At 64.4% G+C, this 13,473-nt stretch carries 12 protein-coding genes and 2 pseudogenes; 9 read left to right on the top strand and 5 right to left on the bottom strand.

The genetic code is table 11. The features are described 5' to 3' along the window. The first annotated feature begins 56 nt into the window (after positions 1-56). Positions 57-1,385 carry a DEAD/DEAH box helicase gene (locus NP552_RS03870; RefSeq protein WP_043864144.1) on the top strand — a complete coding sequence of 443 codons (1,329 nt, stop codon included), beginning with the start codon at positions 57-59 and terminating at the stop codon, positions 1,383-1,385. 74 nt (positions 1,386-1,459) lie between these two features. Here NP552_RS03870 and NP552_RS03865 read toward each other — a convergent pair whose 3' ends face one another. After that, on the bottom strand, positions 1,460-1,729 hold the full coding sequence (locus NP552_RS03865) for a hypothetical protein (RefSeq protein ID WP_043864143.1): 270 nt from the start codon (positions 1,727-1,729) through the stop codon (positions 1,460-1,462). A gap of 128 nt (positions 1,730-1,857) precedes the next feature. Here NP552_RS03865 and NP552_RS03860 point away from each other — a divergent pair, with 128 nt between their 5' ends. Both NP552_RS03860 and NP552_RS03855 read left to right on the top strand, forming a co-directional pair. Further along, positions 1,858-2,253, top strand: a complete 396-nt coding sequence (locus NP552_RS03860) for a hypothetical protein (protein ID WP_043864142.1) — start codon at positions 1,858-1,860, stop codon at positions 2,251-2,253. Positions 2,254-2,396: 143 nt separating this feature from the next. Next, a complete protein-coding gene (locus NP552_RS03855; protein WP_370409175.1) occupies positions 2,397-3,281 on the top strand; it encodes a DMT family transporter in 885 nt (294 codons plus the stop codon). Here the strand turns inward: NP552_RS03855 and NP552_RS03850 are convergent. Further along, complete coding sequence (locus tag NP552_RS03850) at positions 3,229-4,404, bottom strand: MFS transporter (RefSeq protein WP_210014461.1); 1,176 nt, start codon at positions 4,402-4,404, stop codon at positions 3,229-3,231. The two genes, NP552_RS03855 and NP552_RS03850, sit on opposite strands and share 53 nt — an antisense overlap. A gap of 105 nt (positions 4,405-4,509) precedes the next feature. Between NP552_RS03850 and ptrR the strand changes: the two genes are divergently transcribed. Both ptrR and NP552_RS25925 read left to right on the top strand, forming a co-directional pair. Continuing rightward, positions 4,510-5,409: a putrescine utilization regulator PtrR gene (gene ptrR / locus NP552_RS03845; RefSeq protein WP_088514513.1), complete on the top strand. Its 900-nt coding sequence runs from the start codon at positions 4,510-4,512 to the stop codon at positions 5,407-5,409. 111 nt (positions 5,410-5,520) lie between these two features. Then, positions 5,521-5,646, top strand: coding sequence for a PA1414 family protein (locus tag NP552_RS25925; RefSeq protein WP_286900691.1), 126 nt, complete (start codon positions 5,521-5,523; stop codon positions 5,644-5,646). Positions 5,647-6,148: 502 nt separating this feature from the next. Here the strand turns inward: NP552_RS25925 and NP552_RS03840 are convergent. Together NP552_RS03840 and speB are read right to left on the bottom strand one after the other, a co-directional pair. Beyond that, positions 6,149-7,528, bottom strand: coding sequence for a sodium:solute symporter (locus NP552_RS03840; RefSeq protein WP_043864137.1), 1,380 nt, complete (start codon positions 7,526-7,528; stop codon positions 6,149-6,151). 138 nt (positions 7,529-7,666) lie between these two features. Next, positions 7,667-8,617 (bottom strand): agmatinase, encoded by a 951-nt coding sequence (gene speB, locus NP552_RS03835; RefSeq protein ID WP_043864136.1) that lies wholly within the window; start codon positions 8,615-8,617, stop codon positions 7,667-7,669. A 223-nt stretch (positions 8,618-8,840) separates the two neighbouring features. On the opposite strand from speB, the gene NP552_RS03830 reads away from it, so the two are divergent. The 4 genes and pseudogenes from NP552_RS03830 to NP552_RS03820 all read left to right on the top strand — a co-directional run bounded on the left by NP552_RS03830 (position 8,841) and on the right by NP552_RS03820 (position 12,105). Next, on the top strand, positions 8,841-9,734 hold the full coding sequence (locus NP552_RS03830) for a LysR family transcriptional regulator (RefSeq protein WP_043864135.1): 894 nt from the start codon (positions 8,841-8,843) through the stop codon (positions 9,732-9,734). Between the two features lie 136 nt (positions 9,735-9,870). After that, positions 9,871-10,152 (top strand): annotated as a pseudogene (locus NP552_RS26005) (PAS domain-containing protein); the annotation flags it as partial. A gap of 786 nt (positions 10,153-10,938) precedes the next feature. Beyond that, a pseudogene (locus tag NP552_RS26000) lies at positions 10,939-11,436 on the top strand (methyl-accepting chemotaxis protein); the annotation flags it as partial. Positions 11,437-11,511: 75 nt separating this feature from the next. Beyond that, the gene (locus tag NP552_RS03820) at positions 11,512-12,105 is read left to right on the top strand and encodes a tRNA-uridine aminocarboxypropyltransferase (protein WP_058541545.1); all 594 of its coding nucleotides are present in this window, start codon (positions 11,512-11,514) and stop codon (positions 12,103-12,105) included. Between the two features lie 6 nt (positions 12,106-12,111). On the opposite strand, the gene NP552_RS03815 is transcribed toward NP552_RS03820, so the two are convergent. Further along, positions 12,112-13,467 carry an HlyD family type I secretion periplasmic adaptor subunit gene (locus NP552_RS03815; protein WP_274096446.1) on the bottom strand — a complete coding sequence of 452 codons (1,356 nt, stop codon included), beginning with the start codon at positions 13,465-13,467 and terminating at the stop codon, positions 12,112-12,114. Positions 13,468-13,473: the final 6 nt, after the last annotated feature.

The raw sequence follows: 13,473 nt of genomic DNA, 5'->3' as shown, positions 1-13,473 counted from the left end.
CGCCGGAAAACGTTACCCTATATGGCTGAATTTCTGCACTTGCCCGAGGTACACCCGTGTTTTCCCAATTCGCCCTGCACGAACGCCTGCTCAAAGCCGTGGCCGCACTGAACTTTGTCGAGCCCACGCCTGTGCAGGCGGCGGCCATCCCCCTGGCGCTGCAAGGGCGTGACCTGCGGGTGACGGCGAAAACCGGTAGCGGCAAGACGGCCGCCTTCATGCTGCCAGTGCTCAACCGCCTGGTGGACCTGAAGCAGAGCCGTGTCGAGATCCGTGCCCTGGTGCTGCTGCCGACCCGCGAGCTGGCCCAGCAGACCCTCAAGGAAATCGAGCGTTTCGCCCAGTTCACCTACATCAAGGCCGGCATGATCACCGGTGGTGAAGACTTCAAGGAACAGGCCGCCATGCTGCGCAAGGTGCCGGACATCCTGGTCGGCACCCCGGGGCGCATGCTCGAGCACCTCAATGCCGGCAACCTGCACCTTGAACATGTGCAGGCTGTAGTGCTGGACGAAGCCGACCGCATGCTCGACATGGGCTTTTCCGAAGACGTCGAGCGTCTGTGCAACGAGTGCGCGAACCGCGAGCAGACCCTGCTGTTCTCGGCTACCACTGGCGGTGCCGGCCTGCGCGACATGATCGGCAAGGTACTCAAAGACCCCGAGCACCTGATGCTCAACACCGTCAGCCAGCTCAACGACGGCACCCGCCAGCAGATCATCACCGCCGACCACAACCAGCACAAAGAACAGATCGTGCAGTGGCTGCTGGCCAACGAGACCTACCAGAAGGCAATCATCTTCACCAATACCCGGGTGATGGCCGACCGTATCTACGGTCACCTGGTGGCCAAGGACATCAAGGCATTCGTGCTGCACGGCGACAAGGACCAGAAGGACCGCAAGCTGGCCATCGAGCGCCTCAAGCAGGGCGGCGCCAAGGTGCTGGTGGCGACCGACGTCGCGGCCCGTGGCCTGGACGTGGACGGCCTGGACCTGGTGATCAACTTCGACATGCCGCGCAGCGGCGACGAATATGTACACCGTATCGGTCGTACCGGGCGCGCCGGCAACGAAGGCCTGGCAGTGTCGCTGATCTGCCATGGTGACTGGAACCTGATGTCGAGCATCGAGCGCTACCTAAAGCAGAGCTTCGAGCGCCGCACCATCAAGGAAGTCAAAGGCACCTATACCGGGCCGAAGAAGGTCAAGGCGTCGGGCAAGGCCGCCGGGGTCAAGAAGAAAAAGACCGACAAGAAGACCGACAAGAAGGTGGTGGCCAAACGCAAGCCGACCGCCAAGCCCAAGCCCAATGCTCCCTCCCTGGTGAGCCAGGACGGCATGGCACCGCTGAAGAAGCGCAAGCCGGCACCGGCTGCCGAGTAAGGTTGCAGGGCCTATTCGCCGGCAAGGCCGGCTCCTACAGGAGCTGTCTTGCCAGCGAACGCGTCATCCTCGATTCAGACCTTCTTCTCTGCCGCCTTCAGTTCCTGCATGCGCTTGTCGATCAGCTGGCATTTGTCCGGCAGGTCCTTGCTCTCGGTTCCCAGCTTCATCCCCTGCAATTCTTCATTGATCTCCTTGGCCTTCTGCGGGTTCTGCTCCGTCAGTTTGCTGACCTCCTTGGCCAGCTCCTCGCGTTTCTGCGTGGCCTCTTCCAGCGTGCAGGCCCAGGTGGGCACGGCAAATAGAAGGGCAGCGGCAGCGGTGATGCTCATCAGCGTTTTCATGGTCGGACCTCGTGTTCCATTACGGGCGAAGGTGTTCGGTGGAGGGCTGTGCCGGCCGGAAAGTTCAGTCGAACCGCTGCCGCGCGCGCCTGTCACACCCTTACATCCCCTTGCTGGAGGTTGGACCGATGAGCACTACCTATGACTGGGACCTGATGGAGCGCCTGCTGCACGAAGTGCAGAACGGCGCCGGCCACAGCTTTACCCCGCGCCCGTATGCCGAGCAGCATGCTGCCGGCCTGGCTGCCAAAGGCGATGCAGTGCCGGAGCTTGATCATCTGAAGACCAAGGCCTGCGAATACGAGAAGCTGCTGTTCGAGCGCGGCTTTATCGAGACGCGCCCTGAAGAGGAAGGGGGCAATGGCGAGAACTTCGTCCTTACCCAACGAGGCTCGCGCCTGCTCAGCCTTATCGACAGCGCAATCCCGGGCAATGATCATCCGCGCCAGGTGTTGAACGAGCAGGCTGATGCACTGGATGAGGCGACCTTCGACGAAGTGGCGTCAAAGGCACAAATCGCCTGATCGGGCTGGTAATCGCTGGCAGCAGGCCCTGATAATCGGCGCTGGATCCACTATTGCCGAGAGCCTGCCATGCCGTGCCGCGATAATGGGGGTCGCCCTTGAGCGCCCTTCGTAAGAATACCGACACCTTCGCTCTGCAGGTCATGCTGGGCCTGTGCCTGATCTGGGGCATCCAGCAGGTCATGATCAAGTGGGCCGCGCCGGACATTGCACCGGTGATGCAGGCCGCCGCGCGCTCGGGCATCTCGGCACTGATGGTCGCGTTGCTGATGTGCTGGCGGGGTGGCTGGGAACAGCTGGGCACCACCTGGAAGGGCGGTCTGCTGGCCGGTTCGCTGTTCGGCCTGGAGTTTCTGCTGATAGCCGAAGGGCTGCAACTGACGTCCGCGGCGCACATGTCGGTGTTCCTCTACACCGCGCCGGTGTTCACTGCGTTGGGGCTGCACTTCATGCTGCCCAGCGAGCGCCTGCGCCCGCTGCAGTGGCTCGGCATCCTGCTGGCGTTCGCCGGCATTGCCGTGGCCTTTGCCGGCGGACTGTCGCTGGACAACCTCGATGGGCGCATGCTGCTGGGCGATGCGATGGGCGTGATGGCCGGCATGGCCTGGGGCGCGACCACCGTCGTGGTGCGGGCTTCGCGCCTGTCGGAGGCACCGGCTACCCTGACCCTGTTCTACCAACTGATGGTCGGCTTCGTCGGCCTGCTGCTGATCGCGGTGCTGACCGGGCAGGTCGGCCATGTGACGCTGACCGCCACATCGATCAGCAGCGTGCTGTTCCAGGCGGTGGTGGTGTCGTTCTTCAGCTACCTGACCTGGTTCTGGCTGCTGCGTCGCTACCTGGCGTCCAACCTGGCGGTGTTCTCGTTCATCACCCCGTTGTTCGGGGTGACGTTCGGCGTGTTGCTGCTGGGCGAGCCGTTGAGCCTGAACTTCATCCTGGGCGCCGTCTGCGTGTTGCTGGGCATTACCCTGGTCAGTGCCGAGCAGTGGGTACGCAGGCGTCTGCGGCGCCTGCTCGGCCAGTAGCCGGGCGCAACAGCAGGGCCCCGGCGACGATCAGGCCGCTGGCGGCCACTACCAGCGCCGGTTGCAGGCTGGCGCTGAACTGATTGCTCAACGCCGCCAGCAGCGGGCCGTTGAGTTGGCCGAGGGCGAAGCAGGTGGTCAGCAGGCCGGCATTGCGGTGGGTGGCGTGGGGGGCCAGTTCGCGCGAGCGCTGCATCACCAACTGCATGCAGGCCAGAAACGGCGTGCCGCACAGCAGTACACCCAGCGCCAGGCCGGCGCCGCTGCCCAGCAGGCAGGCCAGTACCCCAGCGGCCTGCAGCCACAACGTTGCCATCAGCCAGCGCGCCGTGCTGCCGTGGTGCGGGCGGCGCAGGCTGACCAGCACCACACCCATGGCGGCAGCCAGGCCGAAGGCCGGCCAGAACAGGTCGGCCAGCCACTGGCCGTGAAAACGTGCGCTGGCCATCTGTGACATGAAAGTGGCCGGAATGATGTATCCCACCCCGTACAGTGCATAGATCAGCCCCAGCCGCCCGATGCCGGGTGTCGCACCCTGCGCGGTGGCCTTGTGCGCGGGCACTGGTTGCGGGCGTGGCAGCGCGGGCTGGATCACCAGCAGCATCAGCAGCGCCACGGCGGCGTAGATCAGCCACAGCGGTGCCGAACCCAGCCCCTGCAGATTGGCGCCCAGTGCCAGCATCCCCGTGAGCAGGATACCCATGCCAGGGCCGGCGAACACCAGTGCGCCAAGACGCGGTTGCCGGCTTTGAGCGGCCAGGTGCTGAGTCATGCCGGTGAGCGTCACCACCACCCACGCACTGGCGATGCCGGTGCCCAGGCGCAGCGCCATATGCGGCCAGAACCCGTGGGCCCAGAACGAGGCCAGGGTCAGCAGCACACACAGCCACAACCCGGCCAGCAGGCGCCTGCGCACCTGGGCGGGGCGGTGCGCGAACATCGCGTCGAGGGCGCCGAGCAGGTAGCCCAGGTAATTGGCGGCAGCTACCAGCCCGGCGGCGGTCAGGCTGATCTGGCCTTCGCTGATCAGGTGCGGCAGTTGCGGGGTGAGGGCGAATCGGCCGATGCCCATGGCCATCATCAGGGCAACGAAGCTGGCCAGCAGGCGCATTGTCGAGGACATGGTCCGGGTTCCTGTGCGATGAGCGTTGACCGTCAGGCTACTGCGGGTTGACTTTCATAAAAATTGAATAATTATGAGAAACTTGTTCAGTTTTGGAGAATTGCCGTGGAGCTGAGTCAACTGCGCATCTTTCAGGCGGTTGCCGAAGAGGGGTCGATCACCCGCGCGGCCGAGCGCCTGCACCGCGTGCCCTCCAACCTGTCCACGCGCCTGCGCCAGCTGGAAGAGCAACTGGGTGTGGAGCTGTTTCGGCGCGAGCGCCAGCGCCTGCAGCTGTCGCCGGCTGGCAAGGTGCTGCTGGACTACAGCGCACGCATGCTGGCGTTGCATGACGAAGCCTTTGCGGCGGTTCAGGGGGGCGAGCCGGCGGGGAATTTCGTGCTGGGCAGCATGTACAGTTCAGCGGCCATTCATCTGCCTGAGTTGCTGGCGCGCTATCACCGAGCTTACCCGGCGGTGAACCTGCAGGTGCAGACCGCCCCCAGCGGCGAATTGCTCGAAGGGCTGCTCAGCGGGCGTCTCGACGCGGCGCTGGTGGATGGGCCGCTGGCCCTGGCCGGGCTCGATGGGGTGCCCTTGTGCGAGGAGACCCTGGTGCTGCTCACCGAGGCCGACCACCCGCCGGTGCACAGTGCCCGGGACGTGGCTGGGCGTGCGGTGTTCACGTTTCGCCAGGGATGCTCGTACCGCATGCGGCTGGAGGCCTGGTACGCCCATGATCGTGCGGCGATGGGGCGGGTGATGGAAATCGAATCGTATCCCAGCATGCTTGCCTGCGTGATCGCCGGGGCGGGTGTGGCGTTGATGGCGACCTCGATGCTTGAAAGCCTGCCGGGCCGTGAACGGGTCACGGTGCACCCGTTGCAGTCGCCGTTCGACCAGACCACCACCTGGCTGATGTGGCGCAAGGGCATGTGCGGGGCCAACCTGAGTGCCTGGATAGCGGTGCAGGAAGCGGTGAAGGGGCAGGTGAGCGATGATGCCGAGGTGGCCCTGCGTGCCTGACTGAAATCAATAGAGAAGTTTTTACCCGGGCGTGATGCTGCACATGGGGCTATGATGAGTTTGTAGCGCCGCCGCCGTACTTCGCGCGCAGATGACCCGTGAGGGGGAGTTATGAGAAACGATCTGTTCAACTGGCTCCACGACCTGGCTGTGGCACTGGGGCTTGTCCCGCCACCCATGCAGCCTGTACCGATCCCTACCGATGAGGAGCAACGCAAACGCCAACCTCGGCGCTAGCGTGCTGCTGAAACCGACGCATTGCGCAATGCGTCGGTATTCTTTTGCGATTTTTCAGCCGTCCCCATTCCCACAAAATCCCTGAAAGGCTTTGGCTTTGGCTTTAGTTCTTGATCTTGATCTTGATCTTCCCGTCCCCCAGGAGGCCGAATGGAACCTGCGCGTAGTGGGGTGGAGGGCCATGGATGGCCCGTAAAGCGCCGACGGGCAGGGATGCCCGTTCGGCGTGGCCCCACGGAGCGTTGGTGGAATGAGGGGACCCGTAGCGAAGCGTAGGGCCGGATGATGGACGGGAGCGGTTTTGCTTACTTTTTCCAAGAAAAAAGTAAGCCGCTGTAAGAGCGGAAGGGGCCCTTGCTGGCTGCATCCATGCTGGATAAGCCTGCGCTTGCCGATGTTACAGAGCCTATTGCTGACCCAGGCGCGTTGCTGCCTTCGCGGGGCAAGGCCCGCTCCTACAGGTCGTCCATGACCCTCCGCCCCGCTACCCGGGCGGGGCGTCCTATGCCAGATTCACCGCGCCTACCGGCCGACGCGACATCAAACTCACCACCACAAAACTCACCAACCCGATCGCCAGGCTGTAGTAGATCGGCGTATTGGCATCCATCCCATCCTTGAACATGAACACCAGCGCCGTCACGAACCCCAGCCCCATGCTGGTGATTGCCCCGGCCGTGGTTGCACGCTTCCAGTAGATTGCCCCGATCAACGGCACCAGCATGCCGCCCACCAGCAGGTTGTACGCCAGGGTCAATGCACTGATCACATCCACTACCACCAGCGCTATCCCCAGCACCGCAATACCCGTAAGCAAGGTAAACAACCGGTTGATGCCAAGGCTCGACTGCTTGCCGCCACGCAGCTTGGGCAGCAGGTCTTCGGTCAGCACCGTGGAGGCAGCCAGCAAGCCGGCACTGGCGGTGGACATCATCGCCGCCAGGGCCGCGGCAATCACCAGCCCACGGATGCCGTCGGGCAACGCTGACTTCACGATTGCCGCAAACGCATTGTTGGCATTGCCCAGGTCAGGCAGCAGCACATGCGCACACATGCCGATCAGGGCACACACCAGGCCGTAGATCACGCAGTACACACCGGCCGTGGTACCAGCCCGCTGGGCGACTTTTTCGTCACGGGCAGTGAACACGCGCTGCCAGATGTCCTGGCCGATCAGGATGCCGAAGAAGTAGATCAGGAAGTAGGTGATGATGGTGTCCCAACCAATGGTGGTCAGGTTGAAGCTGGCAGCCGGCAGCTTGGCCACCAGTTCGTCCCAGCCGCCCACCCGGTACAGGCAGATCGGCAGCAGGATGAACATCAGGCCCACGGTCTTGATCACGAACTGCACAATGTCGGTCAGGGTCAGCGACCACATGCCGCCAATGGTCGAGTAGACCACCACCACGCCACCACCGAGCAGGATGGCGCCCCAGAACGGCAGGTCGAACAGCACCTGCAGCACGGTGCCGATGGCCAGGGTAGAGGTCACGGCGATCATCAGGGCGTAGGCCAGCATGATCACGGCGCTGGCCTGGCGGGCCATGGGGTTGTAGCGCTTTTCCAGCACCTGGGTCACGGTGAAGATGCGCAGGCGCAGCAGCGGCTTGGCCAGGAACAGGTTCAGGGCAATGATGCCCAGGCCCAGCGCGGCGCACAGCCAGAAGCCGGAAATGCCGTGCACATAACCCAGCTTCACGGTGCCGACGGTAGAGGCGCCGCCCAGCACGGTGGCGGCCATGGTGCCCATGTACAGGCTTGGGCCCAGGTTGCGCCCGGCCACCAGGTAGTCTTCGTGGGTCTTCGCGCGGCGCATGCCGAACCAGCCCAGTACCAGCATGCCGGCGGCGTATATCAGTACAACGAATATGTCCAAGGCCATGGGGTGTCTCCGATTATCTTTATTATGGTGAGATCGATCGCCGGTGGCGTGCGCCAGGCGTCATTCATCCGCAAGCGGGCCGCGTGTACGGCCCGCCGAAAGGCTCCATCCGGGGGTGAAACTCCAGGCCGATGGCCGTTAGCGATGCGCTACGCCAGGCAGAACACACAGCATTTCGTACAACAGGTTGGCGCCGAGCAACGAGGTGTTGCCGGTGGTGTCGTAGGGCGGCGAGACCTCCACCAGATCGCAACCGATCAGGTCCAGCCCCTGGCAGCCACGGATGATCTCCATCGCCTGGATGGTGGTCAGGCCACCGATTTCCGGGGTGCCGGTGCCTGGTGCCCAGGCCGGATCGATGCCGTCGATGTCGAAGCTCAGGTAAACCGGACCACCACCGACCTTTTCACGCACTTCGGCCATCAGTGGCTCCAGCGACTTGTGCCAGCACTCCTCGGCCTGCACCACGCGAAAGCCCTGCTTGCGGCTCCAGTTGAAGTCTTCGGCGGTGTAGCCCTGGGCGCGCAGGCCGATCTGCACCACGCGGTCGCAGTCCAGCAGGCCTTCTTCGACGGCGCGACGGAAGGTGGTGCCGTGGGCGATCTTCTCGCCGAACATGTGATCGTTGACGTCGGCATGGGCATCGATGTGCACCAGCCCGACCTTTCCGTGCTTCTTGTGGATCGCGCGCAGGATCGGCAGGGTGATGGTGTGGTCGCCGCCCAGGGTCATGGGGATCACGTCGTGCTCGAGGATCTCGTCGTAGGCCTCTTCGATGATGCGCACCGCGTCGAGCAGGTTGAAGGTGTTGATTGCCACGTCGCCGATGTCGGCGACCGACAGCGAGTCGAACGGGGCGGCGCCGGTGGCCATGTTGTACGGGCGGATCATCACGGATTCGGCGCGGATCTGGCGCGGGCCGAAGCGGGTGCCGGAGCGCAGCGAGGTGCCGATGTCCAGCGGGATGCCGATGAAGGCAGCGTCCAGGCCGGCGGCGCTGGGCAGGTGGGGAAGACGCAGCATGGTGGCGATGCCGCCGAAACGCGGCATTTCGTTGCCGCCCAGTGGTTGGTGAAGAATCTTGTCCACGGTCGGGCCTCACGGTTTGGATTGTTCTAGTTGTTGGAACCTGTCCGGCCACCCTGCGAACAGGTGCAGCAATGCGCGAGGACAGGTGCATTGGCGCAGAGTCTGCAAAAGGTAGTGCGCCAAGAGAATCGCTACAGGCAAATACTTACTTCAGGTTTTCATGAACTAATGGCGATCAGCGGGTAGACTGGCGCGTATTCGTTGCCCTGTTGGAGCCCTTGCCATGGCCTCGGCCCTGCCTGATCTGAAATTGCTGCGCATCTTCGTCAGCGTGGTACGCCACCAGGGCTTCGCCAATGCCCAGCGCGAGCTGAACCTGTCCACGTCCGCCATCAGTACCTACATGAGCCAGCTGGAGTCGGCGCTGGGTATCGTGCTGTGCCACCGTGGGCGCGGCGGCTTCAGCCTCACCAGCAAGGGCGAACTGTTCCATCAGGAGACCCTGCGCCTGCTGGCCGAAATGGACGGTTTCGAGCAGTACGCGGCGGCGCTCAAGGGCGAGCTGCGCGGCACCCTGAACCTGGGGGTGATCGACTCCACGGTCGGCGATCGCGCACTGCCGCTGGCCGACGCCATCGGTGCCTATAGCCTCGAACACCCGGCCGTGCACCTGCACCTGTCGGTGTCCAGCCCCTACGAACTGCAACTGGGGGTGCAGGACAACCGCCTGGACCTGGCCATCGGCGCTTTCTCCACGCGCATGAGCGGGCTGGTGTATCAGCCGTTGTACCGCGAGCAGCATTGGCTGTACTGCAGCAACCGGCATTCGCTGTTCACCGAGCGGCGCATTCCCGAACAGGTGATCACCCAGCAGCGCATGGTCGGTCGAGGCTACTGGAGCCAGGCCGAACTGGCCCGCCACGGCTTCAAGCACAGCGCCGCCACGGTCGAGAGCATGGAGGCACAGCTGATCCTGGTACTGTCGGGGGCTTACATCGGCTACCTGCCTGAACACTATGCCCAGGCCTGGGTGGACAAGGGCGACCTGCGGGTGCTGTCGCCGGCGACCTTCGGCTATCAGGCGCCGTTCTCGCTGATCATTCGCCGGGGCCGCAGCCGCGAACCCTTGATCCAGACCTTTCGCGACCGCCTCAAGGCGCAGCTCACGCCAGCCTGATCGGATGCGCATGAAAATCTTTTGCGCAAATAGAAGAAAAATCCTTCAGACAAGCCCTACAAGCCCGTAAATGCTCTGCTAAACCTGTTCTTGCTTGTTGAAAATTCCCAACATCTTCCAAGCAGGGATCGCCGAGATGCGTACGAATCTGCCCGTCACTGAGCATGAAAGAACCTTCCCGAGCGATCAGCGCCTGATATCCACCACCGACCTCAACAGCCGCATCACCTACTGCAACGACGCCTTCGTCAGCATCAGCGGTTTTACCTACGACGAACTGGTGGGCCAGCCCCATAACCTTGTACGCCACCCGGACATGCCGCCCGCGGTGTTCGGGCACATGTGGGACACCCTCAAGCAAGGCAAGCCCTGGATGGGGGTGGTCAAGAACCGCGCGAAGAACGGCGATTTCTACTGGGTCAGTGCCTACGTGACGGCCATCTACGAGGATGGCCGTATCAGTGGCTACGAGTCGGTGCGCTCGGTGCCCACCCCGGACCAGATCCGTCGAGCCACGGCGTTGTATGCACGCTTGCGCCAGGGCCGGGGCGCCATGTCCTGGGCCGCGCGTGCAGCGGTGCAACTGGAGCTGGGCTGGCCGCTGGTAGGGGCGGCGCTGCTGTCGGCCGCCGGCTACCTGTGGCTGCCCCAGTACGCGGCGCTGGGCGTGTTGATGGCCAGCCTGCTCAGTGCCTGGTACCTGATCGAGGCCCATCACGACCGGATGATCCGGCGTACCCTGGCCGAGCACCCCAGGGCCTTCACCAGCCCGCTGGTAGCGCTGACCTACAGTGACAACCGGGGCCTGCAGGGGCAGTTGGACCTGGCGATCATCAGTGAGGAAGCGCGCCTGCAGACCGCGCTCACGCGGCTGGTGGACGCCGGCGTCGGGGTCAAGGCACGGGCCACGCAATCGAGCGACCTGTCCGGGGCCCAGGCGCAGATGCTCGACCGCCAGCGCTGCGAGACCGACCAGTCGGCGGCCGCCATTGCGCAGATGGCGGCGACCATCCAGCAGGTCACCCACAACGTGCAGGACACCGCCACGGCGGCGTCCGATGCCGACCAGTTGGCCCGCCAGGGCAGCGACCTGGCACAACGAAGCCTGCAGGCAATGGGCAGCATGGCCGATGCGGTGACCGAGATCGGCCAGGCGGTGAACGAACTGGCCGGGCAAACCCAGTCCATCGGCAGCGTGGTGGATGTGATCACCTCGATCGCCGAGCAGACCAACCTGCTGGCGCTCAATGCCGCCATCGAGGCGGCGCGGGCCGGCGAGCAGGGCCGCGGTTTTGCCGTGGTGGCCGACGAGGTGCGGTCGCTGGCGCAGCGCACGCGGGTCTCGACCGAGGAAATCCACCAGATCATCGCCAGCCTGCGTGCCGGGGCCGAGCGGGCGGTGAGCAGTGCCAGCCGCGGCGAGCAGATCTCGCGTGACAGCGTGCACAGTGTCGAGGCCGTGCAGACCGCGCTGGTGGGCATCAGCCAGGCGGTCAGCCGCATCACCGGCATGAGCCAGCAGATGGCCACGGCGTCGGAACAGCAGAGCCATGTGGCCGAAGACATCAACCAGCAGATCACGCGCATCGCCCAGCTGTGCGACCACAGCGCCGGGCAGGCCAAGCAGGGCGCCGAGATCAGCCAGGACCTGCAGCGCATGGCCGACTACCTGTACAGCCTGGCCGAACGCTTCAATCGCTGAATCCGCGCGTTGACCCAGGGCGGTGAGGTATTTCGCGGGCCTGCTGTGGCACACTTCGCGCCCCAGGAGAACCCGATGTCCAGAATTCACTGCGAGCGCTGCCTGCGCCCACAAACCCATTGCCTTTGCGCGTTGATCCCCCGCCTGGACAGCCGCACCCGTGTACTGCTGCTGCAGCATCCCAGCGAAGTGAACCATGCCTTGAACACCGCCAGGCTGGCGGCGCTTGGCCTGCGCAATGCCGAGTTGCGGGTGGGCGAGGTGTTCGAGGATCTCGAGCAGTGGCTGACGCAGCCGGGGTATCGCACCGGCCTGTTGTTCCCGGGTGAGGGCGCGCAGGCGCTGCAGGCTTATGCTGGCGATGAGCGACCGTGGTTGCTGGTGGTGCCCGACGGCACCTGGCGCAAGGCGCGCAAGTTGCTGCATGTGAACCCTTTGCTGGCAACGTTGCCACGGGTCACGCTGGGGGCGTTGCAGCCGTCGCGCTACCGGTTGCGCAAGGCACCCGGGGAGGGCGCCTTGTCGACCATCGAGGCAGTGACGCAGGCGTTGAACGTGCTGGAGGCGCCGGCGCTGTTCGATGCGCTGCTGCGGCCGTTCGATGCCCTGATCGAGGGGCAGATTGCGGCGATGGGGCAACAGACCTACGAGCGCAACCACCTGCGTTGATGGGCGCTAGCGCTCGCGCAACGCCTCGGTGCGTGCCTTGAGCACCGGCTTGAGCAGGTAATCCAGCACGCTCTTGTGCCCGGTGATGATGTCCACCGTGGCGGTCATGCCCGGGATGATCAGCAACGGTTTGTTGTCCCCGCCCAGGTGGTTCTTGTCGGTGCGCACCTGGATCAGGTAGAACGCGTTGCCCTTGTCGTCCGTCACCGTGTCGGCGCCGATCAGCTCCAGCTTGGCCTTCAGGCCACCATAGATCGTGTAGTCGTACGCACTGAACTTGACCATCGCGGTCTGCCCGGGGTGCAGAAAGGCCACATCCTGTGGGCGCACCTTGGCCTCGATCAGCAGGTTGTCTTCCAGCGGCACGATCTCCAGCAGGTCGCTGCCCGGCTGCACCACACCGCCAATGGTGTTGACCTTGAGCAGCTTGATGATGCCGTGCACCGGCGACACCACGGTGGTGCGGGTGACACGGTCGTCGATGGCGATGCTGGTGGCGGTGATCTTCGAAAGCTCGGTGCGCTTGTCGTTGAGTTCCTTGGCCGCCTCCGAGCGAAAGCCTGCCTCGGATTCCTCGATCTTGCTGCGGATCTCCGCCGCCGCCGCTTCGGCCCGCGGAATCGCCAGGCTGGTGGCGTTCAGCGAGCCGCGAGCCTCCACCGCGCTGCGCTTGAGGCGCAGGATCTCCACCGGCGAAATCGCGCCGGTGCCCACCAGCGGCGTGGACATGTTCAGCTCTTCCTGCAGCAATGCCAGGCCCGAGCGGTACTGCTCCAGTTTGGAGCGAAACTCGGCCAGCTCCTGGGTTTTCTGCCGCAGTTGCTCGTTGAGCGTCTGTTTCTCGCTGGTGAGGCGGCGCTGGCGCGACTGGTACAGCGACAGTTCGTCCTCGGCCACCTGCGGGGCCTTGCTGCGTACCACCTCCGAAAGCTGGAAGGGGCGACCCTCGGCCTCGGCGGACAGGCGCTCGACCTGCGCGGTCAGGGCATAGCGGTCGGCTTCGCTTTCGCCCTTGTTCGACAGAAAGCGCGTGTCGTCCAGGCGCAGCAGGGTGTCGCCCTTGTTCACCATCTGCCCCTCGCGCACGAAGATCTCGGTGACGATGCCGCCCTCCAGGTTCTGGATCACCTGCACCTTGCTCGACGGGATGGCCTTGCCTTCGCCCATGGTGACTTCATCGAGCACCGCGAATTTGGCCCACACCAGTGCCACCAGCAGCAAGCCTGCCGCCAGCCACACGGTGATGCGCGACAGGCGGGGCGAGTCCTGCAGCGTCGCGCCGGCCAGGTCTGGCATGTACTCGCGTTCGGCAGTCTTGCCGAAGCTGCGGATGTAATCGCCCAGGCCGGTCAATGCAGACATGCTGAT

The organism is Pseudomonas sp. 8209, assembly GCF_028682105.1.
GTDB classification, from domain to species: Bacteria; Pseudomonadota; Gammaproteobacteria; order Pseudomonadales; family Pseudomonadaceae; genus Aquipseudomonas; species Aquipseudomonas palmensis.
This window is presented reverse-complemented; position numbering and strand designations above follow the sequence as displayed.

Excerpts from the sequence above, each read along its gene's own strand:
- NP552_RS03820 (WP_058541545.1), top strand. The coding sequence starts at position 11,512 with ATGTCCAGAATTCACTGCGAGCGCTGCCTGCGCCCACAAACCCATTGC.
- NP552_RS03850 (WP_210014461.1), bottom strand. The coding sequence starts at position 4,404 with ATGTCCTCGACAATGCGCCTGCTGGCCAGCTTCGTTGCCCTGATGATG.
- NP552_RS03815 (WP_274096446.1), bottom strand. The coding sequence starts at position 13,467 with ATGTCTGCATTGACCGGCCTGGGCGATTACATCCGCAGCTTCGGCAAG.
- NP552_RS03860 (WP_043864142.1), top strand. The coding sequence starts at position 1,858 with ATGAGCACTACCTATGACTGGGACCTGATGGAGCGCCTGCTGCACGAA.
- NP552_RS25925 (WP_286900691.1), top strand. The coding sequence starts at position 5,521 with ATGAGAAACGATCTGTTCAACTGGCTCCACGACCTGGCTGTGGCACTG.
- NP552_RS03840 (WP_043864137.1), bottom strand. The coding sequence starts at position 7,528 with ATGGCCTTGGACATATTCGTTGTACTGATATACGCCGCCGGCATGCTG.
- NP552_RS03865 (WP_043864143.1), bottom strand. The coding sequence starts at position 1,729 with ATGAAAACGCTGATGAGCATCACCGCTGCCGCTGCCCTTCTATTTGCC.
- NP552_RS03855 (WP_370409175.1), top strand. The coding sequence starts at position 2,397 with ATGCTGGGCCTGTGCCTGATCTGGGGCATCCAGCAGGTCATGATCAAG.
- NP552_RS03830 (WP_043864135.1), top strand. The coding sequence starts at position 8,841 with ATGGCCTCGGCCCTGCCTGATCTGAAATTGCTGCGCATCTTCGTCAGC.